The 25,739-nt window shown below is 66.4% G+C and carries 22 protein-coding genes; 12 read left to right on the top strand and 10 right to left on the bottom strand.

Features of this window, described 5'->3' with window-relative positions; translation table 11 throughout:
- Nucleotides 1-13: 13 nt before the first annotated feature.
- Together ACFW0H_RS22465 and ACFW0H_RS22460 are read right to left on the bottom strand one after the other, a co-directional pair.
- Nucleotides 14-1,363 (bottom strand): heavy metal sensor histidine kinase, encoded by a 1,350-nt coding sequence (locus tag ACFW0H_RS22465; RefSeq protein ID WP_422916059.1) that lies wholly within the window; start codon nucleotides 1,361-1,363, stop codon nucleotides 14-16.
- On the bottom strand, nucleotides 1,363-2,043 hold the full coding sequence (locus tag ACFW0H_RS22460) for a heavy metal response regulator transcription factor (protein WP_422916058.1): 681 nt from the start codon (nucleotides 2,041-2,043) through the stop codon (nucleotides 1,363-1,365). Before ACFW0H_RS22460 ends, ACFW0H_RS22465 begins: the two co-directional genes overlap by 1 nt.
- Before the next feature lie 164 nt (nucleotides 2,044-2,207).
- On the opposite strand from ACFW0H_RS22460, the gene queF reads away from it, so the two are divergent.
- Nucleotides 2,208-3,038, top strand: a complete 831-nt coding sequence (gene queF, locus ACFW0H_RS22455; protein ID WP_422916057.1) for an NADPH-dependent 7-cyano-7-deazaguanine reductase QueF — start codon at nucleotides 2,208-2,210, stop codon at nucleotides 3,036-3,038.
- Between the two features lie 41 nt (nucleotides 3,039-3,079).
- Here the strand turns inward: queF and ACFW0H_RS22450 are convergent, their stop codons facing one another.
- The 3 genes from ACFW0H_RS22450 to ACFW0H_RS22440 form a co-directional block, all read right to left on the bottom strand.
- Nucleotides 3,080-3,343 carry a DUF4404 family protein gene (locus tag ACFW0H_RS22450; protein WP_422916056.1) on the bottom strand — a complete coding sequence of 88 codons (264 nt, stop codon included), beginning with the start codon at nucleotides 3,341-3,343 and terminating at the stop codon, nucleotides 3,080-3,082.
- 132 nt (nucleotides 3,344-3,475) lie between these two features.
- A complete protein-coding gene (locus ACFW0H_RS22445; RefSeq protein WP_422916055.1) occupies nucleotides 3,476-4,216 on the bottom strand; it encodes an HAD family phosphatase in 741 nt (246 codons plus the stop codon).
- A 55-nt stretch (nucleotides 4,217-4,271) separates the two neighbouring features.
- On the bottom strand, nucleotides 4,272-4,691 hold the full coding sequence (locus ACFW0H_RS22440) for an acyl-CoA thioesterase (protein ID WP_422916054.1): 420 nt from the start codon (nucleotides 4,689-4,691) through the stop codon (nucleotides 4,272-4,274).
- Nucleotides 4,692-4,793: 102 nt separating this feature from the next.
- On the opposite strand from ACFW0H_RS22440, the gene ACFW0H_RS22435 reads away from it, so the two are divergent.
- From ACFW0H_RS22435 to rssC, 3 genes are all read left to right on the top strand, one after another.
- The gene (locus ACFW0H_RS22435; RefSeq protein WP_422916053.1) at nucleotides 4,794-5,495 is read left to right on the top strand and encodes an MlaA family lipoprotein; all 702 of its coding nucleotides are present in this window, start codon (nucleotides 4,794-4,796) and stop codon (nucleotides 5,493-5,495) included.
- Between the two features lie 362 nt (nucleotides 5,496-5,857).
- Nucleotides 5,858-7,042, top strand: a complete 1,185-nt coding sequence (gene rssB / locus ACFW0H_RS22430) for a two-component system response regulator RssB (RefSeq protein ID WP_422916052.1) — start codon at nucleotides 5,858-5,860, stop codon at nucleotides 7,040-7,042.
- Entirely contained in the window at nucleotides 7,039-7,521 is a 483-nt protein-coding gene (gene rssC / locus ACFW0H_RS22425) for an anti-sigma factor antagonist RssC (RefSeq protein WP_377695673.1), read from the top strand. The genes rssB and rssC overlap by 4 nt, the downstream gene beginning before the upstream one ends.
- Before the next feature lie 62 nt (nucleotides 7,522-7,583).
- Here rssC and tal read toward each other — a convergent pair whose 3' ends face one another.
- Entirely contained in the window at nucleotides 7,584-8,510 is a 927-nt protein-coding gene (gene tal / locus ACFW0H_RS22420) for a transaldolase (RefSeq protein WP_422916051.1), read from the bottom strand.
- Nucleotides 8,511-8,796: 286 nt separating this feature from the next.
- Between tal and ACFW0H_RS22415 the strand changes: the two genes are divergently transcribed.
- Nucleotides 8,797-9,183 (top strand): hypothetical protein, encoded by a 387-nt coding sequence (locus ACFW0H_RS22415; protein ID WP_422916050.1) that lies wholly within the window; start codon nucleotides 8,797-8,799, stop codon nucleotides 9,181-9,183.
- Here ACFW0H_RS22415 and dusA read toward each other — a convergent pair.
- Nucleotides 9,153-10,163: a tRNA dihydrouridine(20/20a) synthase DusA gene (gene dusA, locus ACFW0H_RS22410; protein WP_422916049.1), complete on the bottom strand. Its 1,011-nt coding sequence runs from the start codon at nucleotides 10,161-10,163 to the stop codon at nucleotides 9,153-9,155. The two genes, ACFW0H_RS22415 and dusA, sit on opposite strands and share 31 nt — an antisense overlap.
- 132 nt (nucleotides 10,164-10,295) lie before the next feature.
- On the opposite strand from dusA, the gene ACFW0H_RS22405 reads away from it, so the two are divergent.
- Nucleotides 10,296-10,904: a flavin reductase family protein gene (locus ACFW0H_RS22405; protein ID WP_422916048.1), complete on the top strand. Its 609-nt coding sequence runs from the start codon at nucleotides 10,296-10,298 to the stop codon at nucleotides 10,902-10,904.
- Nucleotides 10,905-10,923: 19 nt separating this feature from the next.
- On the opposite strand, the gene ACFW0H_RS22400 is transcribed toward ACFW0H_RS22405, so the two are convergent.
- On the bottom strand, nucleotides 10,924-13,602 hold the full coding sequence (locus ACFW0H_RS22400) for a cation-transporting P-type ATPase (RefSeq protein WP_422916047.1): 2,679 nt from the start codon (nucleotides 13,600-13,602) through the stop codon (nucleotides 10,924-10,926).
- Between the two features lie 259 nt (nucleotides 13,603-13,861).
- On the opposite strand from ACFW0H_RS22400, the gene ACFW0H_RS30180 reads away from it, so the two are divergent.
- From ACFW0H_RS30180 to ACFW0H_RS22365, 6 genes are all read left to right on the top strand, one after another.
- Nucleotides 13,862-15,826 carry a methyl-accepting chemotaxis protein gene (locus ACFW0H_RS30180; RefSeq protein ID WP_459077328.1) on the top strand — a complete coding sequence of 655 codons (1,965 nt, stop codon included), beginning with the start codon at nucleotides 13,862-13,864 and terminating at the stop codon, nucleotides 15,824-15,826.
- A gap of 80 nt (nucleotides 15,827-15,906) precedes the next feature.
- Nucleotides 15,907-16,527 carry a glutathione S-transferase family protein gene (locus tag ACFW0H_RS22385; protein WP_422916046.1) on the top strand — a complete coding sequence of 207 codons (621 nt, stop codon included), beginning with the start codon at nucleotides 15,907-15,909 and terminating at the stop codon, nucleotides 16,525-16,527.
- Between the two features lie 114 nt (nucleotides 16,528-16,641).
- On the top strand, nucleotides 16,642-17,574 hold the full coding sequence (locus tag ACFW0H_RS22380) for an ABC transporter ATP-binding protein (protein WP_422916045.1): 933 nt from the start codon (nucleotides 16,642-16,644) through the stop codon (nucleotides 17,572-17,574).
- The gene (locus ACFW0H_RS22375; RefSeq protein WP_422916044.1) at nucleotides 17,571-18,350 is read left to right on the top strand and encodes an ABC transporter permease; all 780 of its coding nucleotides are present in this window, start codon (nucleotides 17,571-17,573) and stop codon (nucleotides 18,348-18,350) included. The genes ACFW0H_RS22380 and ACFW0H_RS22375 overlap by 4 nt, the downstream gene beginning before the upstream one ends.
- Nucleotides 18,351-18,461: 111 nt before the next feature.
- A complete protein-coding gene (locus ACFW0H_RS22370) occupies nucleotides 18,462-19,478 on the top strand; it encodes an efflux RND transporter periplasmic adaptor subunit (RefSeq protein ID WP_422916043.1) in 1,017 nt (338 codons plus the stop codon).
- On the top strand, nucleotides 19,475-22,534 hold the full coding sequence (locus tag ACFW0H_RS22365) for an efflux RND transporter permease subunit (RefSeq protein WP_422916042.1): 3,060 nt from the start codon (nucleotides 19,475-19,477) through the stop codon (nucleotides 22,532-22,534). The genes ACFW0H_RS22370 and ACFW0H_RS22365 overlap by 4 nt, the downstream gene beginning before the upstream one ends.
- A gap of 34 nt (nucleotides 22,535-22,568) precedes the next feature.
- On the opposite strand, the gene ACFW0H_RS22360 is transcribed toward ACFW0H_RS22365, so the two are convergent.
- Both ACFW0H_RS22360 and ACFW0H_RS22355 read right to left on the bottom strand, forming a co-directional pair.
- Nucleotides 22,569-25,202, bottom strand: coding sequence for a DEAD/DEAH box helicase (locus tag ACFW0H_RS22360; RefSeq protein ID WP_422916041.1), 2,634 nt, complete (start codon nucleotides 25,200-25,202; stop codon nucleotides 22,569-22,571).
- A 6-nt stretch (nucleotides 25,203-25,208) separates the two neighbouring features.
- Complete coding sequence (locus tag ACFW0H_RS22355; protein WP_422916040.1) at nucleotides 25,209-25,730, bottom strand: CsiV family protein; 522 nt, start codon at nucleotides 25,728-25,730, stop codon at nucleotides 25,209-25,211.
- Between the last annotated feature and the right edge of the window lie 9 nt (nucleotides 25,731-25,739).

Genomic DNA, 25,739 nt, shown 5'->3' with positions numbered 1-25,739 from the left:
CGCCTTCTGCGTTTCAGGGGGCGGGAAATTCGAGGATGAAGCGCGTCCAGCCGCTGGCGGACTCGCAGCGAATCTCGCCGCCATGGGCGCGGACGATGGAGCGGGTGATGGCCAGCCCCAGGCCGACGTGCTCGCGGCCTTCGCGGCGCGCCGGGTCGGCGCGGAAAAAGCGATCGAACAGCCGCGGTAGGAACTCCGCCGGAATTTCCGGCCCGTTGTTGGCCACGGTAAGGCGCAGGCCGCGGGCATCGCTGGCCAGGTCCAGTTCGATGCGGCCGCCTTCGGGGGTGAAGCGCAGGGCATTGTCCAGCAGGTTGGAGAGGGCACGGCGGAGCATGCCGCGATCGGCGCTTAAGCTGGCCTCGCCACTGCGGTGCAGGGTGATCTGCCGGTCTTCGGCCAGGGGGCTGAAGTAGTCCAGCAGGGCGTCCAGTTCGCCGGCGAGGTCGAGGGCCTCGCGGCGGGTGGCCAACAGGCCGTGTTCGGCTTTGGCCAGAAACAGCATGTCGCCAACCATTTGCGCCAGGCGCTGGAGTTCTTCCAGGTTGGAGTGCAAGGCCTCGCGGTAGTCGTCCACGGCGCGTTCCTGGCTGAGGATCACCTGGGTCTGGGTCAGCAGGTTGGTCAGCGGCGTGCGCAGCTCATGGGCAATGTCGGTGGAGAAGGCCGAAAGCCGCTGGAAGGCGTCATCCAGCCGCCCCAGCATGGCGTTGAAGGTGCGCACCAGCTCTACCAGTTCCTGGGGTACCTGGTCGTCCGCCAGGCGAGTGGTGAGGGAGCTGGCGGATACCCCGGCGGCCACTTCGGCCATCCGGTGCAGCGGGCGCAGGCCGCTGCGTGCGGCCCAGGCGCCGAGCAGGGCCGTGGCCAGCGCCGAAAGCCCCACGGTGAGCCAGATCAGCCGCTGCATGCGCTCGAGGAAATGCTGGTGATGGGTAATGTCCAGCGCCAGGGAGATGCGCGGAGATTCCGGGTCCCGGGGCCTGAGTGGCGCGCCATAGACCCGGTAATCGGTGCCGTCCTGCTGCCAGTCGTGCAAACCGTCGCGCCCGGGGGCTCGCAGCCCGTCGGCGCTGTTGAACCAGTAGCGGCCGTCGTGGCCTTCCAGGCGCATGGAGAGGTCCGGGTGCAGCCGCAATTCGGCCTGCAGGGCATCCAGCCGGGGCGCCAGGGCGGCGGGGCTGTCCACTTCCGCTACCAGGCTGCGGAAGGCCTCGAACCGGAGTTCCAGCAATTGCTGGTCGAGTTCGACGAAGTGGGCCTCGGCGGCGCGGTTGAAGAGCAGCCCGGCGATCAGCGAGACGCTGGCCGTGCAGGCGGCGAACAGCAGGCCGAGGCGGGTGGTGAGGGAGAGTCCGCGCATCAGCCTTCCCGCGCCTCCAGCACATAGCCCATGCCGCGCACGGTGTGGATCAGCTTGGTGGGGAAGTCGTCGTCCAGCTTGGCCCGCAGGCGGCGGACGGCGACTTCGATGACGTTGGTCTCGCTGTCGAAGTGCATGTCCCAGACCTGCGCGGCGATCAGGGTCTTGGGCAGTACCTCGCCCTGGCGACGCAGGAAGAACTCCAGCAGGGCGAACTCCTTGGTGGTGAGGTCGATGCGTCGGCCGCTGCGCTCCACCCGGCGGCTGAGGAGGTCCAGGTGCAGGTCGGCCAGTTCCAGGCTGGTTTCCTGGGGTGGGGCGGCGCCACGGCGCAGCAGGGTGCGTACCCGGGCGAGGAGCTCGGCAAAGGCGAAAGGCTTGACCAGATAGTCGTCGGCACCCAGTTCCAGGCCGTGGACGCGCTCCTCCACGGCGTCCCGCGCGGTGAGGAACAGCACCGGCACCTGCAGGCCCGCTTGGCGCAGGCTGCGCAGGACCTGCCAACCGTCGAGCCCGGGGAGCATCACATCGAGGATGATCAGGTCATAGGCGCCGGACAGGGCCAGTTCACGGCCGCGCAGCCCATCGGTGGCGAGGTCCGTGGCCAGGCCGGCCTCGGCCATGCCCTGGCGCAGGTACTGGCCGGTCTTGGGTTCGTCTTCGACTATGAGCAGCTTCATGGCGGGTCCATCGTTGCGGGGCCTGCTTTATACCCTGCCGGCAGGGGTGGCAGGGCAAGCTGACAAAGTTGTAATGGGCGGCGCCGTTGGTAGCGCCGATTTTTCAGCCGCGGCGCAACTGTATACAATTGCGCCATTTCCGTATTTTCAGGTTCGTTCCCTCCATGCAACATCCCGCCGAACATTCGCCGTTGGGCAAGTCCAGCGAGTACGTCAGCACTTACAGCCCGGAGCTGCTGTTCCCCATTTCCCGCGTGACCAAGTGGCAGGAGCTGGGCCTGACGGCCGCGACCCTGCCGTACCAGGGCGTCGACTACTGGAACTGCTTCGAGCTGTCCTGGCTGACCCCGTCCGGAAAGCCGGTGGTGGCCATCGGTGAGTTCGCCATCCCCGCCGATTCGCCGAACATCATCGAGTCCAAGTCCTTCAAGCTGTACCTGAACTCCCTGAACCAGTCCGTCTATACCGCTGCCGCCGAGCTGGAGCAGGTGCTGGCGCGTGACCTCGGCGCCGCGGCGGGGGCCCCGGTCAAGGTGCGGGTGCGCAGCCTGGCTGAGGTCGAGGCGGAGGGCGTGGCGAGCCTGCCCGGCATCTGCATCGACGAACTGGATGTCGCCATCGACAACTACGCGCACCCGCGACCCGAGCTTCTGCGTGCCGATGCCACCCAGCAGGTCGACGAGGTCCTGCACAGCCACCTGCTGAAGTCCAACTGCCCGGTGACCGGCCAGCCGGACTGGGGCAGCGTGGTGGTGGAATACCGGGGGGCGAAGCTGGACCACGCCAGCTTCCTGGCCTATCTGGTGAGCTTTCGCCAGCATGCGGACTTCCATGAGCAGTGCGTGGAACGCATCTTCCTCGACCTCAAGCGCCTGCTCGAGCCCAAGCGCCTGACCGTCTACGCGCGCTACGTGCGCCGCGGCGGGCTGGACATCAACCCCTACCGCAGCACCCACGCTGTCCAGGCGGACAACCGCCGCCTGGCGCGGCAGTAACGAAAACCCCGACGCGCTGTCGGGGTTTGCCTTCCGGCGGGCTAGATGCCCATGTTCGCCAGGCTCTGCATGATGTTGCGCAGGGTGCCGGCGAGGGTGGGGTGGCGGGTTTCGAAGCGTTCGACGGCGAGATTGACCCCGTCCACCAGTGACGCGTCCGGCTCCATGGCGGCGTCGCGGGCCAGGCGCAGTTCGATTTCCTGCATCAACTCGATCAGCGATGCGCGTTCCTCCGCATCCAGTGGCGGTTCCTCGGCCAACTGGTCGCGCAGTTGTTGCAGTTGCTGCTGCAGGCGTTCAGGCATGTCTTTCTCCCTTTGCAAATGTCTCAGGAGTGGACCCTGCCGGCAAGGCAAAGGTCCCTCATGCCTTAGAGATTAATCCAGGCGGCCAAGGCCTGCCTGATCAGGATCAAGCCTGTAACAAAAGCTCGGGGTTCAGGGCTTTTCGCCCTTGTCGCGGCGGTAGGCGAGGTCGGCCAGGCATGGCGCGAGCTCGCCCAGGTGATCGATCACCGAGTGGGCGCCCAGGCGGTACAGCTTCAGCGTGGCAGCGGCGCGCAGGCGATCGCGCTCGACGCTGCCGAGGGCCTCCCAGTCCGCCGGCGCCAGGCCGCAGAGCGGGCCGCTGGCGGCCAGCCCGATGGTCCAGAGCCCGGCATTCAGACCGGCTTGCAACAGGCGCGGGCTGGCGCAGATCAGGACGCAGCCTTGCAGCTGCGAGACACCCAGCCCGGCCAAGGCCTGCCAGCAGCTGTCCGGGGCCGGCCAGGGGCGTGCGCCATTGTTCTCGCTGGCACGCAGCCAGGTGGGCAGGGAAGTGGCCAGACGCCAGCTGGCGGCGGCGGGCAATTCGTCGAGCCAGGCGCAGGGCACCCGGGCGCCATCCACCAGGCTGGCCAGGCGGTCGAGGTCGGCCACGGCTTCGGCATGCTCGCCGGCGGCGTCCAGCAGTTGTTGCTGGAAGGCCTGCAGCTGTTCATCGCTGGCCGGGATGCCCAGGGCGTGGTCGAGGGCATCGCGCGGGGAGAGGGTGGCGGCTTCGGCCATGCGCGATACCGGGCAATCCGGCAGCAGGCGGCCCAGGGCCAGGGGTAGGGTGCGGGCGCCGAAGTCCACCAGGCAGCCGGATAGGCCGAAGAGGATGGCGGTGAAGGCGGGAGGTTGGCTCTGGGGCATCTGCGTCGTCCTGACGAGGTCTGGCGCAGGCTAACCGCCCCTTGTGACAGCGAGGTTACTGCGGCTTGCCGGCGCCCATGGCCCGGCGCAGGTCGTCAGGCACCGGTACCGACCTGTCGGTGCCGTGATCGATCCAGACCAGCTTGCAGTGGCCTTCGCCGTAGAGGGTTGCGGGGTCTTCCAGGGTGCTCAGGCGGTGCTCGACCACCAGGCTGCTGTTGCCCACGGCGCCGGCGTAGAGCTCGATGACCACCGTTGCCGGGTGCACCACGGGCTTGAGGTAGGTGTGCAGGGTCTGCAGCACCACCGGGCCCAGTGGCACGTTGTTCATGGCGATGCCGAGCTTCTCGAACCAGGCCACTCGCGCCTCTTCGAGATACTGGATGTAGAGGGTGTTGTTGACGTGTCCGTAGCTGTCCATGTCCCCCCAGCGCACGGGGATGTGGGCAATATGCAGCAAGGTTTTTTCTGGCATTCGGGCTATCCGCTATGCTGCCCAAGTAGGGCGAAGGCCTTATACTGCGCGCCTTTGTCGGGCGGCGGCCCGCCACGTTACTTTTCTCAAGGAGAGTCTGCAATGCAATTGATCGGTGCTCAGTGGCTCGATCGCCTGGGTCGTGTCCTGGTCTGCGCCAGCCTGGCGGTGCTTCCGATTGCCGCCAACGCTGCGGAAGAGGACCCATGGGAGGGGTTCAACCGGGCGATGTTCCGCTTCAACGACACCCTCGATACCTATGCGCTGAAACCGGTCGCCAAGGGCTACCAGGCCGTGACCCCGCAGTTTCTCGAGGATGGCGTGCATAACGTCTTCAGCAACATCGGTGACGTGCGCAACCTGGCCAACGATCTGTTCCAGGCCAAGTTCCATAACGCGGGGGTCGATACGGGACGCCTGATTTTCAATACCAGCTTCGGCCTGCTGGGCTTCTTCGACGTCGCCACCCCGATGGGGCTGCAGCGTAACGATGAGGACTTCGGCCAGACCCTGGGCTATTGGGGCCTGGGCAGCGGCCCGTACCTGGTATTGCCATTCCTCGGCCCGAGCACCGTACGTGATGCCGGCGGCAAGATCCCGGACAGCTTCGCCGGCCCTTATCCCTACATCGACCATGTGCCGACCCGCAACGTGACGCGCGCCGTGGATGTGGTGGATACCCGTGCCAGCCTGTTGTCGGCGGAAAAGCTGATCACTGGCGACAAGTACATCTTCATCCGCAACGCCTACCTGCAGAACCGCGAGTTCAAGGTGAAGGACGGCGAGGTCGAAGACGACTTCTGAGCCCTGGCGGCATGAAAGAAGGCGACCTTGGGGTCGCCTTTTTCGTTTCCAGCTGTTGCTCCGGTCGTTGCCGAGAATGGCCTTGCCCGGTACTGGCGGGTGGCGGAAAACGTGCGTCTCGCCAGAGCGGCGACCATCCGGCGGCGAGTCTTGGTCCTGGGTTCTGGTGCTGGCCCGGTCAGCCTCTTATAACTTCCAGCGATTAAAGGCGCCAAGGCAGAGTTCGGCGCGCGGCGCAAGCTTGAATCGCCCTGCGGATGGGAGTACCGTCTGCGCCGTAACGCGAACCCCCGTACTCGTGCTCGGGCCTTAGGTCGGGTGCTACAACAACCCATCCCTGGCGCCGTTTGCCTGGATACTCCATGCACAATCCCAGTGCCAAGCTGCTGATAATTGATGACGACGAGGTAGTGCGCGCGAGCCTCGCGGCCTATCTGGAAGACAGTGGATTCAGCGTTCGACAGGCCAGCAACGGCCTGCAGGGGCTGCAGGTTTTCGAGCAGGAACACCCGGATCTGGTGATCTGTGACCTGCGCATGCCCCAGGTCGACGGCCTGGAGCTGATCCGCCGCATTTCCGAACTGGAAGCAGAAACCCCCGTGATCGTGGTCTCCGGCGCCGGCGTGATGAGCGACGCGGTGGAAGCCTTGCGCCTGGGCGCGGCGGACTACCTGATCAAGCCCCTGGAGGACCTGGCCGTTCTCGAGCACTCGGTGCGGCGCGCCCTCGACCGCGCAGCCCTGCGCCTGGAGAACCGCCGCTATCGGGAAAAGCTGGAGGCGGCCAACCGCGAGTTGCAGGCCAGCCTGCACCTGCTGCAGGAAGACCAGAATGCCGGGCGCCAGGTGCAGATGAACATGCTGCCGGTGACGCCCTGGGAAGTGGATGGCCTGCATTTCGCCCACCAGATCATCCCGTCGCTGTATCTCTCGGGGGATTTTGTCGACTACTTCCGCGTCGACGAGCGCCGAGTGGCCTTCTACCTGGCGGATGTTTCGGGTCACGGCGCCTCTTCGGCCTTCGTAACGGTGCTGCTCAAGTTCATGACCACGCGCCTGCTCTACGAGTCCCGGCGCAATGGCATGTTGCCCGAGTTCAAGCCCTCCGAGGTGCTCGGGCACATCAACCGCGGCCTGATCAACACGAAGCTGGGCAAGCACGTGACCATGCTGGGTGGCGTGATCGACGAGGAAAGCGGCAAGCTGACCTACAGCATTGGCGGGCATCTGCCCTTGCCGGTGCTCTACAGCGAGGGCAAGGCATCCTACCTGGCCGGCAAGGGCCTGCCGGTGGGGCTGTTCGAAGAGGCGAGCTATGATGATCGGGTGATCGATCTGCCGCCGTCCTTCAGCCTGACCTTGCTCTCCGACGGGATCCTGGACCTTTTGCCCGGAGATACCCTCAAAGATAAGGAAGCCTCGCTGCCAGAGATGGTGTGTGAGGCAGGTGGCAGTCTGGATGGCTTGCGACAAGTATTTGGACTGGCCAGTCTGGGCGAGATGCCGGATGATATCGCCTTGCTGGTGTTGAGCAGGAACCTTGCATGAGTACCGGTAAAATCCAGTTTGCCGAGCAGGAAGGGACATTCGTCCTGAAGTTCGTCGGAGAAATCCGCCTCACTCTGTGTTCGGCCCTGGATGCGACCATCGAAAAGATCTTCTCGGCGCTGAATTTTTCGGCGATCGTCATCGATCTTACGGAAACCCAGAGTATCGACAGCACCACCCTCGGCCTGCTGGCCAAGCTTTCGATCCTCTCGCGGCAGAAAGTGGGCCTGTTGCCCACGGTAGTGACCACCCACCCCGATATCACCCGGCTGCTGCAGTCGATGGGATTCGACCAGGTGTTCAATATCGTCGGCACGCCGATCCCGTGCCCGGAATGCCTGGAAGACCTGCCGCCGCAGGACCAGACGGAAGAGGTGGTCCGCACCAAGGTGCTTGAGGCCCACCGCATCCTCATGGGCCTCAACGAGTCGAACCGAGAAGCCTTCCACGATCTGGTCAGCGCCCTCGAGCGCAGCTGACCTTTCGTTCTTCTCCCAACAAAAAACGCGCGCGGCCCTCTCGGGCGGCGCGCGTTTGCATTTCAGCGGCGGGAGGCGAGCAGGGCTTCCAGCTTCTCCTGGTCGCGGGCGAACAGGCGGATGCCTTCTGCCAGCTTCTCGGTGCCCATGGCGTCTTCGTTCAGCTGCCAGCGGAAAGCCACTTCGTCCAGCACCACGCGGGCTTCAGCCTCGCTGCCCGGGGCCAGGTTGCGTTCCAGGGAGCCCTGGTCGTCCGCCAGCTTCTGCAGCAGTTCGGGGCTGATGGTCAGGCGGTCACAGCCGGCGAGCGCTTCGATCTGTCCCAGGTTGCGGAAGCTCGCGCCCATCACCACGGTCCGGTAGCCATTCGCCTTGTAGTAGCGGTAGATGCGCGCGACGGATTGTACGCCCGGGTCCTCGCTGCCCTGGTAGTCGCGGCCTTCGGCCTTTTTGTACCAGTCGTAGATGCGGCCGACGAAGGGGGAAATCAGGAACACACCGGCATCGGCGCAGGCCGCTGCCTGGGCAAAGTTGAACAGCAGGGTCAGGTTGGTCTGGACGCCCGCGCGTTCCAGCTGCTCGGCGGCACGGATGCCTTCCCAGGTCGAGGCGATCTTGATCAGCACGCGGTCGCGGCCGATGCCGGCCTCCTCGTAGAGGCCGATCAGGCGTTCGGCGCGGCGCAGGGTGGCATCGGTATCGAAGGATAGGCGCGCATCCACCTCGGTGGAGATGCGCCCCGGAATCACTTTGAGGATTTCCTGCCCCACGGCCACCCCGAAGCGATCGCAGGCCAGGCCCAGGTCAGTGCCTGCGCCGGCCACGGCACTGTCCAGCAACTCGGCATAGCGCGGCATGGCGGCGGCTTTCAGCAGCAGGGAGGGGTTGGTGGTGGCGTCGACCGGCTTCAGTCGGGCGATCGCGTCGAGGTCGCCGGTGTCGGCGACCACGGTGGTGTATTGCTTGAGTTGGTCCAGCTTGGAGGTCATGGCGAAACCTTTTCGTGGCGGATGAACTGACCTTACCCGAGCCGCCGTGGCTGCTCAACGGGGGCGTAAGGGGTTTTTTACAGGCCATCGGCCTGCCCAAGTAAACAGACCCGGCAATGGGGTATCCCGGTTCCGCGGCAAAAAGAATTTCACGGAGTCATTGCGGTTTTTCCGCCCTCGTTCGTCTACTCCTATGAGAGCCCGGAAAAATTCGGGAAACAGGCCGGCAGGAGATCCGGCCGGAGGCCATGCTTCACATAGGCCATTGATCAACAAGGAGACCTCGATGCGCACACATGCCGTGACCCGGTCCAAGCGGGTCGTCCCGCAGCCCATCAGCCTCAAGGTCAAGCCGAGCGCCGCGCAACTGGACCAGCGCCAGTTGCGGCAGATGCTGCAGCAGGCCGGCCTCAAGACCAGCCTGCCGCGCCTGAAGGTGCTGGAAATCCTCTGTCTGGCGTCGCTGGAAGGCGATGACATCGCCAGCCGCGTCCTCCACGAACGCCTGGTGGAAGCCGGCGAGCCGCTGTCGCTGGCCAGCGTGCGCCAGGTGCTGGGGCGGATGGTGGAAAGCGGGCTGGTGGTCGCCCAGGGCGGCAGCCGCTATTGCCTGGCGCCGGTGTGGGAGGCGTCTCTCGTCGCTCAGCGGCCGCGCAGCAACTCGACGGCCTGATCCAGCAGCGCCAGCGGGTCGGTGGTCTTGTGCACATCGACCGACAGCAGTTGGCGGAAGCGCCGGGCGCCGGGGAAACCCTGGGCCAGGCCGAGGACGTGGCGAGTGATGTGGTGCATCACGCCGCCTTCCTGGATGTGGCGTTCGATGTAGGGGCGCATGGCCTGCAGGGCGGCGGCGCGACTGATCTGCGTGCTGGCGCCGTCGAACAGGGCGGCGTCCACTTCGGCCAGCAGGTAGGGATTGTGGTAGGCCTCACGGCCCAGCATCACACCGTCGAAGGTCTGCAGGTGCTCGCGGCATTCTTCGAGGGTCTTGATACCGCCGTTGAGGATGATTTCCAGGTCCGGGAAATCCTGCTTCAGCTGTGCCGCCACCTCGTAGCGCAGGGGCGGGATCTCACGGTTCTCCTTGGGCGACAGGCCTTCCAGGATGGCGATGCGCGCGTGCACGGTGAAACTGCGGCAGCCGGCGTCACGCACCTGGCCAACGAAGTCGCAGAGCTCCGCATAGCTGTCCCGGCCATTGATGCCGATGCGGTGCTTCACCGTCACCGGAATGGCCACCGTATCCAGCATCGCCTTGACGCAATCGGCCACCAGGGCCGGATGGCCCATCAGGCAGGCGCCGATCATGTTGTTCTGCACCCGGTCGCTGGGGCAGCCGACGTTCAGGTTGACCTCGTCGTAACCCGCTTCCTGCGCCATCCGCGCGCAGGCCGCCAGGTCCGCCGGAACGCTGCCGCCCAGTTGCAGCGCCAGTGGGTGCTCCGCCTCGTCATGGCGCAGGAAGCGCTCACTGTCGCCATGCAGCAACGCGCCGGTGGTCACCATCTCGGTGTAGAGCAGGGCATGCCTGGACAGTTGACGGAGGAAGTAGCGGCAGTGCCTGTCGGTCCAGTCCATCATCGGCGCCACGGAGAAGCGGCGGGATAGGGCAGGCAGGGTGGCGGGCGTGAGCGGGGCGAGCGGCTGGTTCATCTGCAGTGACGGCTTTGTTGCGGCGCCAGGGGCGTTGGAGGGCGCGTAGTTTATCAGGAAGCGGGATTCCCCGCCCCGTCTGCCCCTCGCCGAGGCATAATCGGCGCTTTCTTCCCGCTGGAGCCTCCCCTGATGCAGCTCGATTTCACCCAGCTGGCCCCGCTGGATGCCTACCGCTGGCTGGCCTCCACCGTTACGCCGCGCCCCATCGCCTGGGTCTCCACCCTGTCGAAGGACGGGGTCAGCAACCTGGCGCCCTTCAGCTTTTTCCAGGTGATCAGCGACGATCCGGCGACCCTGATGGTGAACATCACCACCCGTGGCGACGGCCAGCTCAAGGACACGCTGCGCAACGTGCAGGACACCGGTGAACTGGTGATCCACCTGGTCTCCTTCGGCCAGGCCGAGGCGATGAACGCCAGCGCGGCCTGGCTGCCCCATGGCGTGAGCGAGTTCGAGAAGTGCGGCATCGCCGCCGAGCCGTCGCTGCGGGTGCGGCCGCCGCGGGTGCAGGGCGCGCCGGTGGCCTTCGAATGCCGGCTGGCGGAGGTGCAGCCCTATCCACGCACCACCCCCAACTGCCACCTGGTGTTCGCCGAAGTGTTGCTGGCCCATGTCGACGACGCGGTGCTCACCGAGGCGGGCCGGGTCGATCCCCAGCGCCTGGACCTGGTAGGGCGTCTGGGCGGCAGTGCCTACGCCCGTACTCGCGAAACCTTCAGCATGGCGCGGCCGACCTGAGCCGAACCCGCGCGCCGGGTCACCGGCGCGCTTTGCCAGCGAGGCGAGTGCGCACTTTCTTGTCGACCTCCACGGCCGCGCAGGTCAGCAGCGCCGTGCCCAGGCACCAGCTCCAGCCTGCCGCGCCCAATCCGCTGGTGCCGAACAGCGATTGCATGGGCGGCGCGTAGGTGAACCCCAGCTGCAGCAGCACTATCAGCAGCACCATGCCCCAGACCATGGGGTTGTCCATGAGGCCGAAGCGTGCCGGGCCGTTCAGGCGCCGGCTGCTGAACAGGTAGCCGATTTCACCGAATACCAGGGCGTTCACCGCCAGGGTGCGGCTGGTCTCCATGCTCCAGCCCAGTTGCTGGGAGTGGATGAACAGCCCCAGGCTGGCCAGGGTCAGCAGCACCGACACCAGCAGGATCAGCCAGAGCAGCTCGGCGGATAGCAGCGGCGCCCTGGGATCCCGTGGCGGTCGTTCCATGAGGTCGTCCTCGGCCGGCTCGAAGGCCAGCGCCAGGGCCAGGGTGACCGCGGTGATCATGTTCACCCAGAGGATCTGCAGCGGCGTGATGGGCAGGGTGAGCCCCAGCAGGATGGCGGTCAGCAGGACGAAAGCCTGGGCGCCGTTGGTGGGCAGGATGAAGAGGATGGACTTCTTCAGGTTGTCATAGACGGTGCGGCCTTCTTCCACTGCGTGGGCGATGGTGGCGAAGTTGTCGTCGGCCAGCACCATTTGCGCCGCTTCCTTGGCTGCTTCGGTGCCCTTGATGCCCATGGCGATGCCGATGTCGGCGCGCTTGAGGGCCGGGGAGTCGTTGACCCCGTCGCCGGTCATGGCCACGCGTTCGCCGATAGCCTGCAGGCGCTCCACCAGGCGCAGCTTGTGGCTCGGGCTGGTGCGGGCGAAGACGCTGGTTTCCTTGAGCAGGGCGTCCAGTTCGGCGTCGGTCAGGTCGTCCAGGTCGGCGCCGGTCAGCGGGTTGCCGGCCGGCAGGCCCAGACGCTCGGCGATGGCGGCGGCGGTGGCCGCGTGGTCGCCGGTGATCATCTTCACGTGGATGCCGGCACTGTGGCATTCCTCGATGGCGCGGATGGCTTCCTCTCGCGGCGGGTCAAGCATGCCCACCAGGCCGAGGAGCACGAAGCCGCCGTCCAGGTCGGCGTGGTCCAGTTCGTGCTGGCCGCTGCCGGCCGCGCGGCGAGCCAGGCCGATCATGCGCAGGCCGGCGGCTGCACCCTCATCCAGGACTTCGTCCCAGATGCGCGGGTCCAGCGGTTCGTCGGCACCGTCGCGGCACTGCTGGTCGCAGACTTCCAGCAATCGTTCCGGCGCGCCGACTAGGTAGATCACGCCGCTGCCGTCGGCGTCGCGATGCAGGCTGGCGAGGTAGCGGCGCTCGGAGCTGAAGGGAATGGCATCTACCCGGGGCAAGCGCGCGGCTTCTTCCTCCGAATCCAGCTGCAGCTTGCCCGCCAGGGTGAGCAGGGCGGCCTCGGTGGGGTCGCCGGTGATGCTCCACTGGCTGTCGACTTCGCAGAGGCTGGCGCTGTTGGCCAGCAGGCCGGCGCGGGCCAGCTCGAAGAGGTCGTGAGCCAGGTCGCCGGTGGGCCGTATTGCGCCCTGCGGCGCGTAACCCACGCCGTCCACCTCGAAATGGCGGGCAGCGGTATAGACGCGTTGCACGGTCATTTCATTGCGGGTCAGGGTGCCGGTCTTGTCGGAGCAGACCACGGTTACCGCTCCCAGGCTTTCCACCGCCGGCAAACGGCGGATGATCGACTGGCGGTGGGCCATGCGCTGCACGCCGAGGGCCAGGATGATGGTCAGCACGGCCGGCAGGCCTTCGGGGATGGCGGCCACCGCAAGGCCCACCGCGGCCATCAGCATGTCGCTGGCGCTGTAACCGCGCAGCAGGATGCCGAAGGCGAAGGTGGCAACCGCCAGCACCAGGATGATCAGGGTGAGCTGGCGGGCGAAACGGGCCATGTCCGCCAGCAGTGGGGTCTGCAGCTGTTCCACCGAGCCCAGCAGGTGACTGATGCGCCCCAGCTCGGTTTCGCCCGCGGTGGCGACCACCAGGCCGAGACCGCTGCCGGCGCTCACCAGGGTACCCGAGTAGGCCATGCTGTGGCGGTCGCCCAGGCTGGCGTCGCGGGTTACGGGCTGGCTGGTCTTGTCGGAGGGGACGGATTCGCCGGTCAGCGCCGCTTCCTCGATGCGCAGGTCACGGGTTTCCAGCAGGCGCAGGTCCGCCGGCACACGGTCGCCGGCATCCAGCAGCACCAGGTCGCCGGGTACCAGGTCCTCGGCCGGTACCTGGCGCACCTCGCCACCCCGTTTGACCCGGCTGTCCAGGGTGAGCAGCTTCTGGATGGCGCGCATGGCCTGCTCGGCCTTGCCTTCCTGGATGAAGCCCACCACGGCGTTGATCAGCACGACGCCGAATATCACGGCACTGTCCAGCCATTCCCCCAGGGCCAGGGTGACCAGGGTGGAGGCCAGCAGCACGTAGATCAGCAGGTTGTGGAACTGCAGCAAGAAGCGCTTCAGCGGCCCGGGCCCCGCCCGTTCCGGCAGACGGTTGGGGCCATGGCTGGCCAGGCGTCGTTCGGCCTCGTCCAGGTCAAGCCCGGCCGGCCCGCTGTCCAGCTGCTGCAAGCTGGCTTCGGCGCTCTGGGCGTGCCATTGGATGGGGGATGGGGCGTTCATGGCGTCCTCCGTGGCGATTCGTAGATCAAGCCTAGTTCCTTCAGACCAATCTCTTATTGGCTTGGATCAGTTCCAATTTTCTTGTGGGTAGAAAGAAAACGATCCAAAAGCGACCTCCGGTTAGCCAAAAACAGCATGACCTTTGACCGGGTGGGAATGTGGCTTGTCGCCAGTATTGCGCTGCTCCTATGTTCGGCCTTCGGGGAAGCGGATGGCTGATCGCGTCCATGCGGTAGTTGCCTTGTGGGGAGGTAGGAGCATGTGGACTGTCTTGCAACTCAGGCTGGCCAGCCTGAATACCGCCACCAAACTGGTGCTGGGTTTCGGCATCGTGCTGGCGCTGACCCTGGCGGTGGCCGCCACCGGTTTCACCGCCTTGCGCGCGGTGGGCGAACGGGCCCAGCGGATGGAGGAGATGCGCGCCATCAGCAGCGAAGTGCTGGCGATCCGGCAAACGGAAAAGGACTATGCCCTCAGCGCCGACGCCAAGCTGGCCGACCAGCTGCGCCAGCAGGCCGGGGCCATAGTCGAGCGCAGCGGCGCGCTGGCCGCGCAGTTGTCTGGCCCGGGGCGCGACGCCCTGGGCGAAGTCACCCAGGCGATGGCCGAGTACCGTGGCGCATTCGACCGCTATGTGGAGCTCACCGACAACCAGCGCCTGGCCCTGGAAGCGGCCAACTGGCTGGTGGTCAGCGCCTCCAACAGCCTCGACGTGCTGCAGAGCGGCCTGAACGAGGATGGCCTCGACCTGCTGAAGGGCTCCCAGGGTGCCCAGGGCGCTGAACTGGTGGCGCAGGGCGGGCAGATCGGCCGCGTCTACCAGTTGCTCCTGCAGGCATTGAACCAGGCACGCCAGCGCCTGGAGCAGAGCCGCGGCAGCGCCGAAACCAGCGTGCCGAAGATCCAGGAGGCCCTGGACGCCCAGAAGCTCGCCGCCGAACTGCGTGATGCGATGCAGGATCCCGGCTACGCTGCCGTGCTCACCGAAGTGATCGGCAATGTCGACTCCTTCAACGAACGCCTCAAGGAATACACCGTCCTCCTGGAGCAGCAGCGCCAGGAGTACACCCACCTGGCCGCCCAGGCCGACCGTGTGGTGCAGGCCGTGGAGCGCGCCTGCGAGTTGCAGAAGGCCGACATGCGCGCCCAGCAGGATTCCAGCTCGCTGCTGATCCTGCTGGCGGCGGCCCTGGCGCTGCTGATCGGCCTCGCCGCCACGGTGCTGATCAGCCTGCTGATCGTCCGGCCGCTGCATCGGGTCATCGGCCTGGCGCGGCAGATCGCCGAAGGGGACCTCAGCGCCAGCATCGAGGTGCGGCGTCGCGACGAGATCGGCCAGTTGATGGAGGCGATGCAGGGCATGTCCGGCAATCTGCGGGACATGGTCGGTCGACTGCAGGGCGGGGTGGCGCAGATTTCCGCGTCGGCCCAGGCGCTGTCCAGCGTCACCGAGCAGACCCGCGTTGGCGTCAATGGCCAGAAAGAGGAAACCGACCAGGTGGCCACCGCCATGAGCCAGATGGCCGCCACCGTCCAGGAGGTGGCACGCAATGCCGAGGCCGCCGCCAGCTCCACCGAGGCCGCCGACAACCGCGTCAGCACTGGCAGCCAGGTGGTGCGCCAGACCCTGGAGCGGGTCAACCAGCTGGCCCGCGCCATGGACGAGACCACCACCAGCATCCAGCGCCTCAGCCAGGACACCCAGAGCATCGGCACCGTGCTCGACGTGATCAAGAATGTCGCCGAGCAGACCAATCTGCTGGCGCTCAATGCCGCCATCGAGGCGGCGCGAGCCGGCGAGCAGGGGCGGGGCTTCGCGGTGGTGGCCGATGAGGTGCGGGCGCTGGCGCGGCGTACCCAACAGTCCACCGCCGAAATCGAACGGCTGATCGCCACCCTGCGCGATGGCGTGCGCGATTCCGTGACGCACATGCAGCAGAGCGGCAGCCTGGTGGACCTGACGGTGCAGGACGCCAACCTGACCGAGGAGGCCCTGGCCGGTATCGCCGAGGCCGTGACCCTGATCCACCAGATGAACCAGCAGATCGCCGCGGCGGCCGAACAGCAGAGCGCGGTGGCCGAGGAGATCAACCGCAGCGTCACCAGCATCCGCGATATCGCCGATCAATCGGCCCTGGCCATGGATGAGACCGCGTCTTCGAGCGTGCAGCTGGCGCGTCTGGGGCAGGAGCTGCAGGGAATGGCGGGGAGCTTCCGCCTCTGAAATCTGGAGGATTCGGCATTCCGTCCCCTGTAACGGGGCCCTAGAATGGTGCCCCTGTCCAATCGGCCTGGAGTGTCGCGATGCTGAAGATCTGGGGGCGAATCAATTCCACCAACGTGCGCAAGGTGCTCTGGGCGGCCGAGGAAGCCGGCGTCGCCTACGAGCGGCTGGATGCCGGCGGCGCCTACGGCCTGGTCAATGAGGCGGCCTATCGCGCGCTCAACCCCAACGGCCTGATTCCCATGATCGAGGACGACGGCCTGGTGCTCTGGGAATCCAACGCCATCGTCCGCTACCTGGCCGCGCGCTATGCCGCCGGCAGCCTCTATCCCGAGTCCCCGGTGGCGCGCGCCGAGGGCGACAAATGGATGGACTGGGCCACCTCCAGCCTGGCCACGCCTTTCCGCGACCTGTTCTGGGGCACGCTGCGCACGCCGCCGGCCGAGCGCAACCAGGCGCTGATCGACGCGGCGCTGACCCGCTGCGGCGAACTGCTGGCCATTCCCGATCGCGCCCTGGCAGAGCGGCCCTACCTCTCCGGCGAAGCCCTCGCCATGGGCGACATTCCCCTGGGCTGCTTCGCCTACGCCTGGTTCGAGATGCCGATCCTGCGCCCGGAGCTGCCCCATCTCGAAGCCTGGTATGAGCGCCTCACGGCGCGGCCGGCTTATCGCAAGGCGGTAATGACGGCGCTGACCTGATCCGGCTCGCCGATCCGCCCCCTGGAACCTAGGCTGATGAGCAGCGATCCGCGGTTGAATTTGCTGGCATTAAGCCTTATCTAGCCCCTTTCCCTTGAAGCAGACGAATCGATCATGAGTTCCGCCCTGTCCATCCGGCAGTTGACCAAGACCTACGGCAATGGCTTCCAGGCCCTCAAGGGCATCGATCTGGAAGTGGCAGAAGGTGATTTCTTCGCCTTGCTCGGCCCCAACGGCGCGGGCAAGTCCACCACCATCGGCATCCTGTCGACTCTGGTGAACAAGACCAGTGGCAGCGTCAATGTCTTCGGCAACGACCTGGACACCTCGCCCTATGCGTTGAAACGCTGCCTCGGCGTGGTGCCCCAGGAGTTCAATTTCAACCAGTTCGAGAAGGTCTTCGACATCGTCGTGACCCAGGCGGGCTACTACGGCATCCCGGCGAAGATCGCCCGCGAGCGCGCCGAGCAGTACCTGACCCAGCTGGGGTTGTGGGAGAAACGAAATTCGGCCTCCCGCGAGCTTTCCGGCGGCATGAAGCGCCGTCTGATGATCGCCCGCGCGCTGATCCACCAGCCGCGCCTGTTGATCCTCGACGAACCCACGGCGGGCGTGGACATCGAGCTGCGCCGCTCCATGTGGAGCTTTCTCACCGAGCTCAACGAGCAGGGCATCACCATCATCCTGACGACGCACTATCTCGAGGAGGCCGAGCAGCTCTGCCGCAACATCGGCATCATCGACCACGGCCGCATCGTCGAGAACACCAGCATGAAGGAGCTCCTGAAGAAGCTGCACAAGGAAACCTTCCTGCTGGACCTCAAGGAGCCCCTGGAAGTGCTGCCGCAGCTCAACGGCTACCCCGCCGAGCTGGTGGATGCCCACACCCTTGAAGTGCAGGTGGAGAAGTCCCAGGGCCTGACCGAGCTGTTCCGCCAGCTGGCTGCCCTGAACATCGACGTGCTGAGCATGCGCAACAAGTCCAATCGCCTCGAGGAGCTGTTCGTGTCCCTGGTGGAGAAAAACCTGGCGAAGGTGGCCGTATGAGTTCGGAACTGCGCGCCAACCTGGTCGCTCTGGAAACCATCGTCACCCGCGAAGTGCGCCGCTTCATGCGCATCTGGCCGCAGACGCTGCTGCCCCCGGCCATCACCATGGCCCTGTACTTCGTCATCTTCGGTAACCTGATCGGCCGGCAGATCGGCGACATGGGCGGCTTCAGCTACATGGACTACATAGTCCCCGGCCTGATCATGATGTCGGTCATCACCAACTCCTACAGCAACGTGGTGTCGAGCTTCTTCGGCAGCAAGTTCCAGCGTTCGGTGGAAGAGCTGCTGGTATCACCCGTGTCGGCCCACATCATCCTCCTCGGCTATGTCGCAGGCGGCGTGCTGCGCGGCCTGGCGGTGGGGGTGATCGTCACCTTCCTCTCGCTGTTCTTCACCAAGCTGCAGGTGCATCACGTCGGAGTGACGGCGCTGGTGGTGCTGCTGACCGCCACCATCTTCTCCCTGGGCGGCTTCATCAACGCCGTCTATGCGCGCAACTTCGACGACATCTCGATCATCCCGACCTTCGTGCTGACCCCGCTGACCTACCTGGGCGGCGTGTTCTACTCGATCAATCTGCTGCCGCCGTTCTGGCAGGCGGTGTCCCTCGGCAACCCGATCCTGCACATGGTCAACGCCTTCCGTTACGGCATCCTCGGGGTTTCCGACATCAACATCGGTATCGCCATCGCCCTGATGCTGCTGACCATGGCGATCCTGTACGTCGCCTGCATCCGGCTGCTGGTGAGCGGGCGCGGCATGCGTCAATAAGGCGAAACATAGCGACATAGAGTGGCATTATCTGCTGGATGCCACTGATCGAAGCCTGCCGATACAGTCGGCAGGCTTCTTTTCCCTTCCGCATCGTCGTAGAGGCTTCAGATGAAGGTCCGTCGCAGTGTCTGGCTGTTGTTCGGGGCGCTTGCCTCGTTGTCCGCCGTGGCCCAGGAGGCGCCGCTGGTGGAAGTGGCCGAACCGCAACGGGCGCTGGTGCGCGACGAGCTGGTGACCTTCGGCTCGCTGCGTTCGGACGAGTCGGTGATGATCCGCCCGGAAGTGGAGGGCCGGGTGGCCGCACTGCATTTCCAGGAGGGCCAACTGGTCAAGGGGGGCGAGCTGCTGGTCAGCCTGGATGACGACATTGCCCGCGCCGAGCTGGCCCAGGCCCGCGCCAATCTGGACCTCGCGGAAAAAAGCTACCAGCGCGCGAAGATGCTGTTCGCCCGTGGCGCCAGCAACGCCCAGGCCCAGGATGAATCCCTGTCTCAGGAACAGGCCGCCCGCGCCAGCCTGGCCCTGGCCCAGGCTCGACTCGACAAGACCCAGATCCGCGCGCCCTACGACGGCACCCTCGGCCTGCGCCAGGTGAGCGTCGGCGACTACCTGGACGCCGGCCAGGACGTGGTCAACCTGGAAGTGCTGGACCCGCTCAAGGTCGATTTCCGCATTCCGCAGAAGGCGGTCAGCCAGGTAGGCATCGGCCAGCCGATCGAGATCAGCCTGGACGCCTATCCCGGCGAGCGCTTCCGCGGCGCGATCATCGCCCTCAACCCGCGCCTGGATGAGGTCGGCCGCAGCCAGGCCATCCGCGCCCAGGTGCCCAACCAGGATCACCGTCTCAAGCCCGGCCAGTTCGTCAAGGTGTCGGTGATCCTCGCCGAGCGCCCGGAAGCCCTGCTGATCCCCGAGGAGGCGGTGATGCCCATCGGGCAGCAGTTGTTCGTCAACCTGGTGGTGGACGGCAAGGTGGAGCGGCGGCAGATCAAGATCGGCCAGCGCCTGCGCGGCAAGGCCGAGGTACGCGAAGGCCTGCAGGGCAATGAGCAGGTCATCACCGCGGGCTGGCAGAAGGTCAGCCCGGAAATGGAGGTTCGCACCGTAGCGCGAGGTGGGGCATGACGCTCTCGGATGTGTGCATCCGCAGGCCGGTGTTCGCCACCGTCCTGTCGCTGATCCTGGTCCTGCTCGGGCTCATGGCCTACCAGCGGCTGGCGGTGCGGGAATACCCCAACATCGACGTGCCGATCGTCACGGTCAACGTCATCTACCCCGGCGCCAGCCCGGAGATCATGGAGTCCCAGGTGGCCCAGCCCATCGAGGACGTGCTCTCCGGCATCGAGGGCCTGGATTTCGTCTCGTCCATCAGCCGCTCGGAGAACACCCAGATCACCGCGCAATTCCGTCTCGGCACCAACGCCGATGAGGCGGCCAACGACGTGCGCGACCGCCTGGGCCGGGTGCGCGGCCTGCTGCCGGACGAAATCAACGAGCCGATCGTGCAGAAGGTCGAGGCTGACGCCCAGCCGGTGATCTGGCTCGCCTTTTACAGCGATCGGCACTCGGCCATGGAAATCACCGACGTCCTGGAACGGATGGTGCGCGACCGCCTGCAGACCATCCCCGGGGTGTCGGAGGTGCAGGTTCGTGGCGCCCGGCGTTTCGCCATGCGCATCTGGCTGGACCCGGAAAAGCTCGCCGCCCACGACCTCACGGTGCAGGACGTGGAAGACGCCCTGCGCCGGCAGAACGTGGAGATTCCCGCCGGGCGCATCGAGTCGGTGCAGCGCGAGTTCAGCGTGCTGTCGGAAACCGACCTGCGTACCCCCGAGGAATTCAACGACCTCATCCTCAACGACCAGCGCGGCTACCTGCTGCGCCTGGCCGATGTCGGCCACGCCGAAATCGGCGCCGCCGACGTGCGCAGCCTGGTGCGCTTCAATGGCCGCTCGGCGGTGGCCCTGGGCCTGGTGCGCCAGGCCACGGCCAACCCGCTGGAGATCTCCGATGGGCTGAACGCCGCGCTTCCGGAGGTTCGCGCGCTGTTGCCGGACGGCATGAAGATGGACATCGCCAACGACAACTCGCTGTTCATCCGCGAGTCCATCGACAACGTCTACACCACCATCTGGGAGGCGGTGGGGCTGGTGATCCTGATCATCTTCATTTTCCTGCGCTCCCTGCGCGCCACCCTGATTCCCCTGGTGACCATCCCGGTATCGCTGATCGGCGCCTTCAGCCTGATGGTGCTGCTGGGGTTCTCCATCAACACCCTGACCCTGCTGGCCATGGTCCTCGCAATCGGGCTGGTGGTGGACGATGCCATCGTCGTGCTGGAGAACATCCACCGGCACATCGAGGAAGGAATGTCACCGCTGCAGGCCGCCTACAAGGGCAGCCGCGAGATCGCCTTCGCGGTGATCGCCATGACGCTGACGCTTGCCGCTGTCTACGCGCCCATCGGCTTCATGCAGGGCACCTCGGGCAAGCTCTTCACCGAATTTTCCTGGACGCTCGCCGGCGCCGTGCTGGTCTCCGGCTTCGTCGCCCTGACCCTGTCGCCCATGATGTGCGGGCAGCTGCTCAAACCCTACGCGGCGCAGCGGCACGGCAAGCTGTACAACCTGGTGGAGTCCTTCCTTCATGGCCTCACTTACAGCTACCGCCACCTGCTGGAGCGGGTGCTGAGGGCCTGGCTGCTGATCGTCACTGTGCTGGTGGCCATCCTCGCGCTCTGCCTGGTGCTGTTCTCCGGGCTGCGCAGCGAGCTGGCGCCCACCGAGGACACCGGCACCATTGTCGGCTCCATCAACGGGCCGGACGGCGCCACCATCGAGTACACCAGCCGCTACGCGAAGATGCTGGAAGAGGCCTACCAGTCGATCCCCGAGGCCAATCGCTACATGGTGGTGGTCGGCTTCCCCACGGTGGCCCAGGGCCTGTCCTTCCTCAAGCTGGAGGACTGGGACGCCCGCAAGCGCACCCAGTTCGAGATCCGTGACGAGCTGCTGCCCAAGCTGCGGGACATCCCGGGCGTGCGCGCCTTCCCCATCAACCGGCCGCCCCTGGGGCAGAGCGCGCGCAACCAGCCGGTGAACTTCGTGATCCGCTCCTCCCTCGAGTACAGCGAGTTGCAGAAGTACGTCGACCAGCTGATGGAGCGGGTGCGCGACTACCCCGGGCTGGAAAGCCTGGACAGCGACCTCAAGCTCAACGCGCCGCAGCTCAAGGTCACGGTCAACCGCGAGCAGGCGGTGGCAGTGGGCACCGATGCGGCCGCCATTGGCCGCAGCCTGGAGAGCCTGTTCGGCAGCCGCCAGGTCACCCGCTTCAAGCAGAGCGGCGAGCAATACGACGTGCTGGTGCAGTTGGCCAACGTCGACCGCAGCAACCCGGACGACCTCAACCGCGTCTACGTGCGCGGGCGCAACGACAGCATGGTGCAACTGGCCAACCTGATCGACGTCCGCGAGACCGTGGCGCCCCGCGAACTCAACCACTTCAACCAGCTGCGGGCGGTGACGGTGACCGCCAACGTCGGTTCCGGCTTCACCCTGGGCGAGGCCCTGGACCATCTGGAGGAGGCGGCCCGCGCGGTGTTTCCGCCCGATACGCAGTTCGACTACACCGGCACCTCGCGGGACTTCAAGGATTCCAGCGCCGGCGTGGCGCTGATCTTCGCCCTGGCCCTGGTGTTCATCTACCTGGTGCTGGCGGCGCAGTTCGAGAGCTTCGTCGACCCGCTGATCATCCTCTTCAGCGTGCCCCTGTCCATGGCTGGTGCGCTGCTGGCGCTGACCTTCTTCGGCGGCACCCTGAACATCTACTCCCAGGTGGGCATGGTCACCCTCATCGGCCTGATCACCAAGCACGGCATCCTCATCGTCGAATTTGCCAACCAGTTGCTGCGCCAGGGCTGGGATTTGCACGAGGCGGTGCTGGAAGCCTCGGTGAAGCGCCTGCGGCCGATCCTCATGACCACCGGCGCCATGGTGCTGGGCTCGGTGCCCCTGGCGATCGCCAGCGGCGCCGGCGGCGAAAGCCGGCAGCAGATCGGCATGGTGATTGTCGGCGGGCTGCTGGTGGGCACCTTCTTCACCCTCTTCGTGGTGCCGACCCTCTACCAGCAGCTACGCCGCTGGAAGCCGATCCACAAGCTGGAACCGGCGCCGGTGTGATCGACGCCGGCCGAGGGGGCTGGCGTACCCCGCTTCAGACGAAGCGGGGCAGGGGGGCGAAAAGGGCGTCGATGTCTTCTTCCTGCAATCGCCAGCCTTCCTTCTCGCGGCCGTCGAGGACACCCCGCGCCAGGGCGGCCTTCTGCGCCTGCAGTTGCTGGATCTTCTCTTCCACCGTCCCCCGGGAAATCATCCGGTAGACGAACACCGGCTTGTCCTGGCCGATGCGGTAGGCGCGGTCGGTGGCCTGCCGCTCCACGGCCGGGTTCCACCAGGGGTCGTAGTGGATCACGGTGTCGGCGGCGGTGAGGTTCAGGCCCGTGCCCCCGGCCTTGAGGCTGATGAGGAAGAGCGGCACCTCGCCGGCCTGGAAGCGCTGCACCGGGGTGCGCCGGTCGCGGGTATCGCCGGTGATCTGCACGTAGTCGATGGCGCGCTTGCGCAACTCGTCCTCGATCAGCGCGAGCATGCTGGTGAACTGGGAGAACAGCAGCACCTTGCGGCCTTCGGCGATCAGCTCCTCGAGCATCTCCATCAGGCTGTCCAGCTTGCCCGAGCTGCTGCCGCGGGGCGGGCGGACGCCGGTTTCCTCGATCAGCCGCGTATCACAGCAGACCTGGCGCAGTTTCAGCAGGGCCTCGAGGATCACGATCTGGCTGCGCGCCAGGCCCTTGCGGTCGATCTCGTCGCGTACCTTGTTGTCCATGGCCAGGCGCACCGTCTCGTAGAGATCGCGCTGGCGGTCGCTGAGCTCGACCCACTGGGTGATCTCGCTCTTGGCCGGCAGTTCGGTGGCCACCGCTTCCTTGCTGCGGCGCAGCAGGAACGGCTTGAGGCGGGCGTTGAGGTGGGCCAGGCGGGTGGCGTCGCCGTGCTTCTCGATGGGATTGCGGTAGTTGCGCAGGAAGCTCTGGCTGTCGCCCAGCCAGCCGGGCATCAGGAAATGGAACAGCGACCAGAGCTCGCCCAGGTGGTTCTCCAGCGGCGTGCCGGTCAGGCACAGGCGCTGCCGGGCCTCAAGCCCGCGTACCGCATGGGCGGCCTTGCTGGCGGGATTCTTGATGTACTGCGCCTCGTCGAGGATCAGCAGGTGCAGCGGCAGTGCTTCGAAGTGCGCCTGGTCGCGGGGGAGCAGAGCGTAGGTGGTCAGCAGCAGGTCATGCCCGGCCATTTGCTCGAAGGCCTTCTTCCGTCCCGGGCCGTGCAGGGCGAGGACGCGCAGGTCCGGCGCGAAGCGCGCCGCTTCGTCGAGCCAGTTGGGGATCAGGCTGGTCGGCATCACCACCAGTGCGGGACGGTCCAGGCGGCCGGCTTCCCTCTCCAGGAGCAGGTGGGCCAGGGTCTGCAGGGTCTTGCCCAGGCCCATGTCGTCACCGAGTATGCCGCCGGCGCCCACCTCCCGCAGGGTCTGCAGCCAGGCCAGGCCTTCCAGCTGGTAGTGACGCAGTTCCGCATTGAGTCCTTTTGGCGGGCGGATGGCGGACTGGCCGCTGTCGCGCAGCTTGCGCGCCAGTTCCCGCAGTTCGTCGCCGCCCTGCCAGTGCAGGTCCAGGCCCTCCAGCTGGCTCAGGCGTGCGGCGTCGGGGCGAGCCAGGCGCAGGCTCTGCGTCGGGTCCTGGTCACGCTGGTAGAGCTCGCCCAGGGTGGCCAGCACCGGTCTGAGGCGGGAGAAAGGCAGCATCACGTGCAGCGGGCGGCCATCGACGGCGCGGGTGGCGTCCAGTTGCAGCCGCAACTGCTCGTCATCCTTGCGCCGTTGCAGGTTCTGCGGGTCGAGCAATTCGGGATTGCGCTGGATCAGGCGCAGCAGCACCGGCAGCAGGCTGATGCGACGGCCTTCGACCACGATGCCCAGTTCCAGGTCGAACCATTCGCGACCGGGCGCCTCGTCCACCTCGGCATACCAGCCCTCGACCTGGCTGAGGTCGAACTGGAAGCCCGGACGGATATCGATCTGCCAGCCCTGTTCGCGCAGCGCCGGCAGCTGTTGCCGCATGAACTGCAGCCACTGCTCGTCGCCGGGCAGTTCGAACATCTCGGCACTGTTGGCGGGCAGCGCCAGGCTCTGCCGCAAGGCCTCCTTGAAGCCCAGCTGGCGCAGGGTGTCGCGCCAGGCCTGTTCGGCCTTGGGCTGGCGCGCGATGGACAGGCGTTCGCCGTTGGCCCGGTGGTGCAGGCGTTCGGGGCGCACCGGCTTGCCATGGGTATGCGCGCCGCCATAGTCGAACAGCAGGCCGGCGCGGTGCTGCTGGCTGCCCACCATGCGACCGCTGCGCAGGTCGTACTGGCTCTGGGCATGGCTACCGAGGATCAGGTGCGGCACCGGCTGCAGGTCATCCACCAGGCGCTCGTTGGGCGGTGGTGGCGGCACCCAGCCGCTGGCGGGCTGCGCCAGCAGAAAGAAAATGGCCGCGACGCAGTGCTTGCAGTTGAAGGAGACCGGGCAGCTGCAACGGCCCACCACGCCCAGGCCTTTGGGGGCCAGGCGGATGCGCTGTGTATAGACGTGGCCGGGGGAGCCTTCGCAGCTGGTTTCGATGGCCTTGTCGTCAAGGCTGAGCAGGCGAATGCGGTCTTCTCGGGCATATGCCTCGCCGCGGGCCAGCGCGCCCGGATCGAAGTCCAGGCGCCAGTCCAGTTGCCTCAGCTGGTCGAGCAGGACACTCATGGCGCCTTAGAGCGGGCTGACGCGGATCAGGATGCCCAGATTGCCGTGGTCGAGGAAGGTGAGTTCACCGTTCTTCAGGCGGGCGCCCTGACGCAGGCGCTCGCTGCTGCTGATCAGGCCGCTGCCATCGAACCGGTTGATCCAGAAGTCGGCCTGGGCGTCGATGCTGCGGTCCAGGGCCAGCGCCAGGGTGCCTTCCACCGGGAAGTGGCCAAGCTGCTGCTCGCCGGAGCTCAGCGAAACCTTGTTCGGGGTGGCGGAGAGATTCTGCGACCAGGCCTTGTGCAGCAGCACTTCGTAGCCGGCGTTGGGGTTGAGCTTGGCCGCTTCGCCATCCAGGGCGGTGCCGCGTTCGCTGCCGGCGATGGACTGGCTGCCGGCCGCCCAGTCGTCCGGAGCCGGCTGGCTGGCGGGGATCGGCTCGCCGCTCTGGCGGAAGATGATCATTTCCACCGAATACAGGCCGTCGGCGAAGGCCGCAGGGGCCAACAGGGCGAGCAGGAGGGCGAAGTTACGGATGGCACGCATGGGTTGTTC

This window comes from Metapseudomonas cellulosilytica, from assembly GCF_049334135.1.
Lineage (GTDB): Bacteria > Pseudomonadota > Gammaproteobacteria > Pseudomonadales > Pseudomonadaceae > Metapseudomonas.
Note: the sequence above shows the minus strand (reverse complement) of the source record. Positions and strands in the feature narration are given on the sequence as shown.

Coding starts and splice junctions, on each gene's coding strand:
- ACFW0H_RS22465 (WP_422916059.1), bottom strand. CDS start 1,363: ATGCGCGGACTCTCCCTCACCACCCGCCTCGGCCTGCTGTTCGCCGCC.
- ACFW0H_RS22460 (WP_422916058.1), bottom strand. CDS start 2,043: ATGAAGCTGCTCATAGTCGAAGACGAACCCAAGACCGGCCAGTACCTG.
- queF (WP_422916057.1), top strand. CDS start 2,208: ATGCAACATCCCGCCGAACATTCGCCGTTGGGCAAGTCCAGCGAGTAC.
- ACFW0H_RS22450 (WP_422916056.1), bottom strand. CDS start 3,343: ATGCCTGAACGCCTGCAGCAGCAACTGCAACAACTGCGCGACCAGTTG.
- ACFW0H_RS22445 (WP_422916055.1), bottom strand. CDS start 4,216: ATGCCCCAGAGCCAACCTCCCGCCTTCACCGCCATCCTCTTCGGCCTA.
- ACFW0H_RS22440 (WP_422916054.1), bottom strand. CDS start 4,691: ATGCCAGAAAAAACCTTGCTGCATATTGCCCACATCCCCGTGCGCTGG.
- ACFW0H_RS22435 (WP_422916053.1), top strand. CDS start 4,794: ATGCAATTGATCGGTGCTCAGTGGCTCGATCGCCTGGGTCGTGTCCTG.
- rssB (WP_422916052.1), top strand. CDS start 5,858: ATGCACAATCCCAGTGCCAAGCTGCTGATAATTGATGACGACGAGGTA.
- rssC (WP_377695673.1), top strand. CDS start 7,039: ATGAGTACCGGTAAAATCCAGTTTGCCGAGCAGGAAGGGACATTCGTC.
- tal (WP_422916051.1), bottom strand. CDS start 8,510: ATGACCTCCAAGCTGGACCAACTCAAGCAATACACCACCGTGGTCGCC.
- ACFW0H_RS22415 (WP_422916050.1), top strand. CDS start 8,797: ATGCGCACACATGCCGTGACCCGGTCCAAGCGGGTCGTCCCGCAGCCC.
- dusA (WP_422916049.1), bottom strand. CDS start 10,163: ATGAACCAGCCGCTCGCCCCGCTCACGCCCGCCACCCTGCCTGCCCTA.
- ACFW0H_RS22405 (WP_422916048.1), top strand. CDS start 10,296: ATGCAGCTCGATTTCACCCAGCTGGCCCCGCTGGATGCCTACCGCTGG.
- ACFW0H_RS22400 (WP_422916047.1), bottom strand. CDS start 13,602: ATGAACGCCCCATCCCCCATCCAATGGCACGCCCAGAGCGCCGAAGCC.
- ACFW0H_RS30180 (WP_459077328.1), top strand. CDS start 13,862: ATGTGGACTGTCTTGCAACTCAGGCTGGCCAGCCTGAATACCGCCACC.
- ACFW0H_RS22385 (WP_422916046.1), top strand. CDS start 15,907: ATGCTGAAGATCTGGGGGCGAATCAATTCCACCAACGTGCGCAAGGTG.
- ACFW0H_RS22380 (WP_422916045.1), top strand. CDS start 16,642: ATGAGTTCCGCCCTGTCCATCCGGCAGTTGACCAAGACCTACGGCAAT.
- ACFW0H_RS22375 (WP_422916044.1), top strand. CDS start 17,571: ATGAGTTCGGAACTGCGCGCCAACCTGGTCGCTCTGGAAACCATCGTC.
- ACFW0H_RS22370 (WP_422916043.1), top strand. CDS start 18,462: ATGAAGGTCCGTCGCAGTGTCTGGCTGTTGTTCGGGGCGCTTGCCTCG.
- ACFW0H_RS22365 (WP_422916042.1), top strand. CDS start 19,475: ATGACGCTCTCGGATGTGTGCATCCGCAGGCCGGTGTTCGCCACCGTC.
- ACFW0H_RS22360 (WP_422916041.1), bottom strand. CDS start 25,202: ATGAGTGTCCTGCTCGACCAGCTGAGGCAACTGGACTGGCGCCTGGAC.
- ACFW0H_RS22355 (WP_422916040.1), bottom strand. CDS start 25,730: ATGCGTGCCATCCGTAACTTCGCCCTCCTGCTCGCCCTGTTGGCCCCT.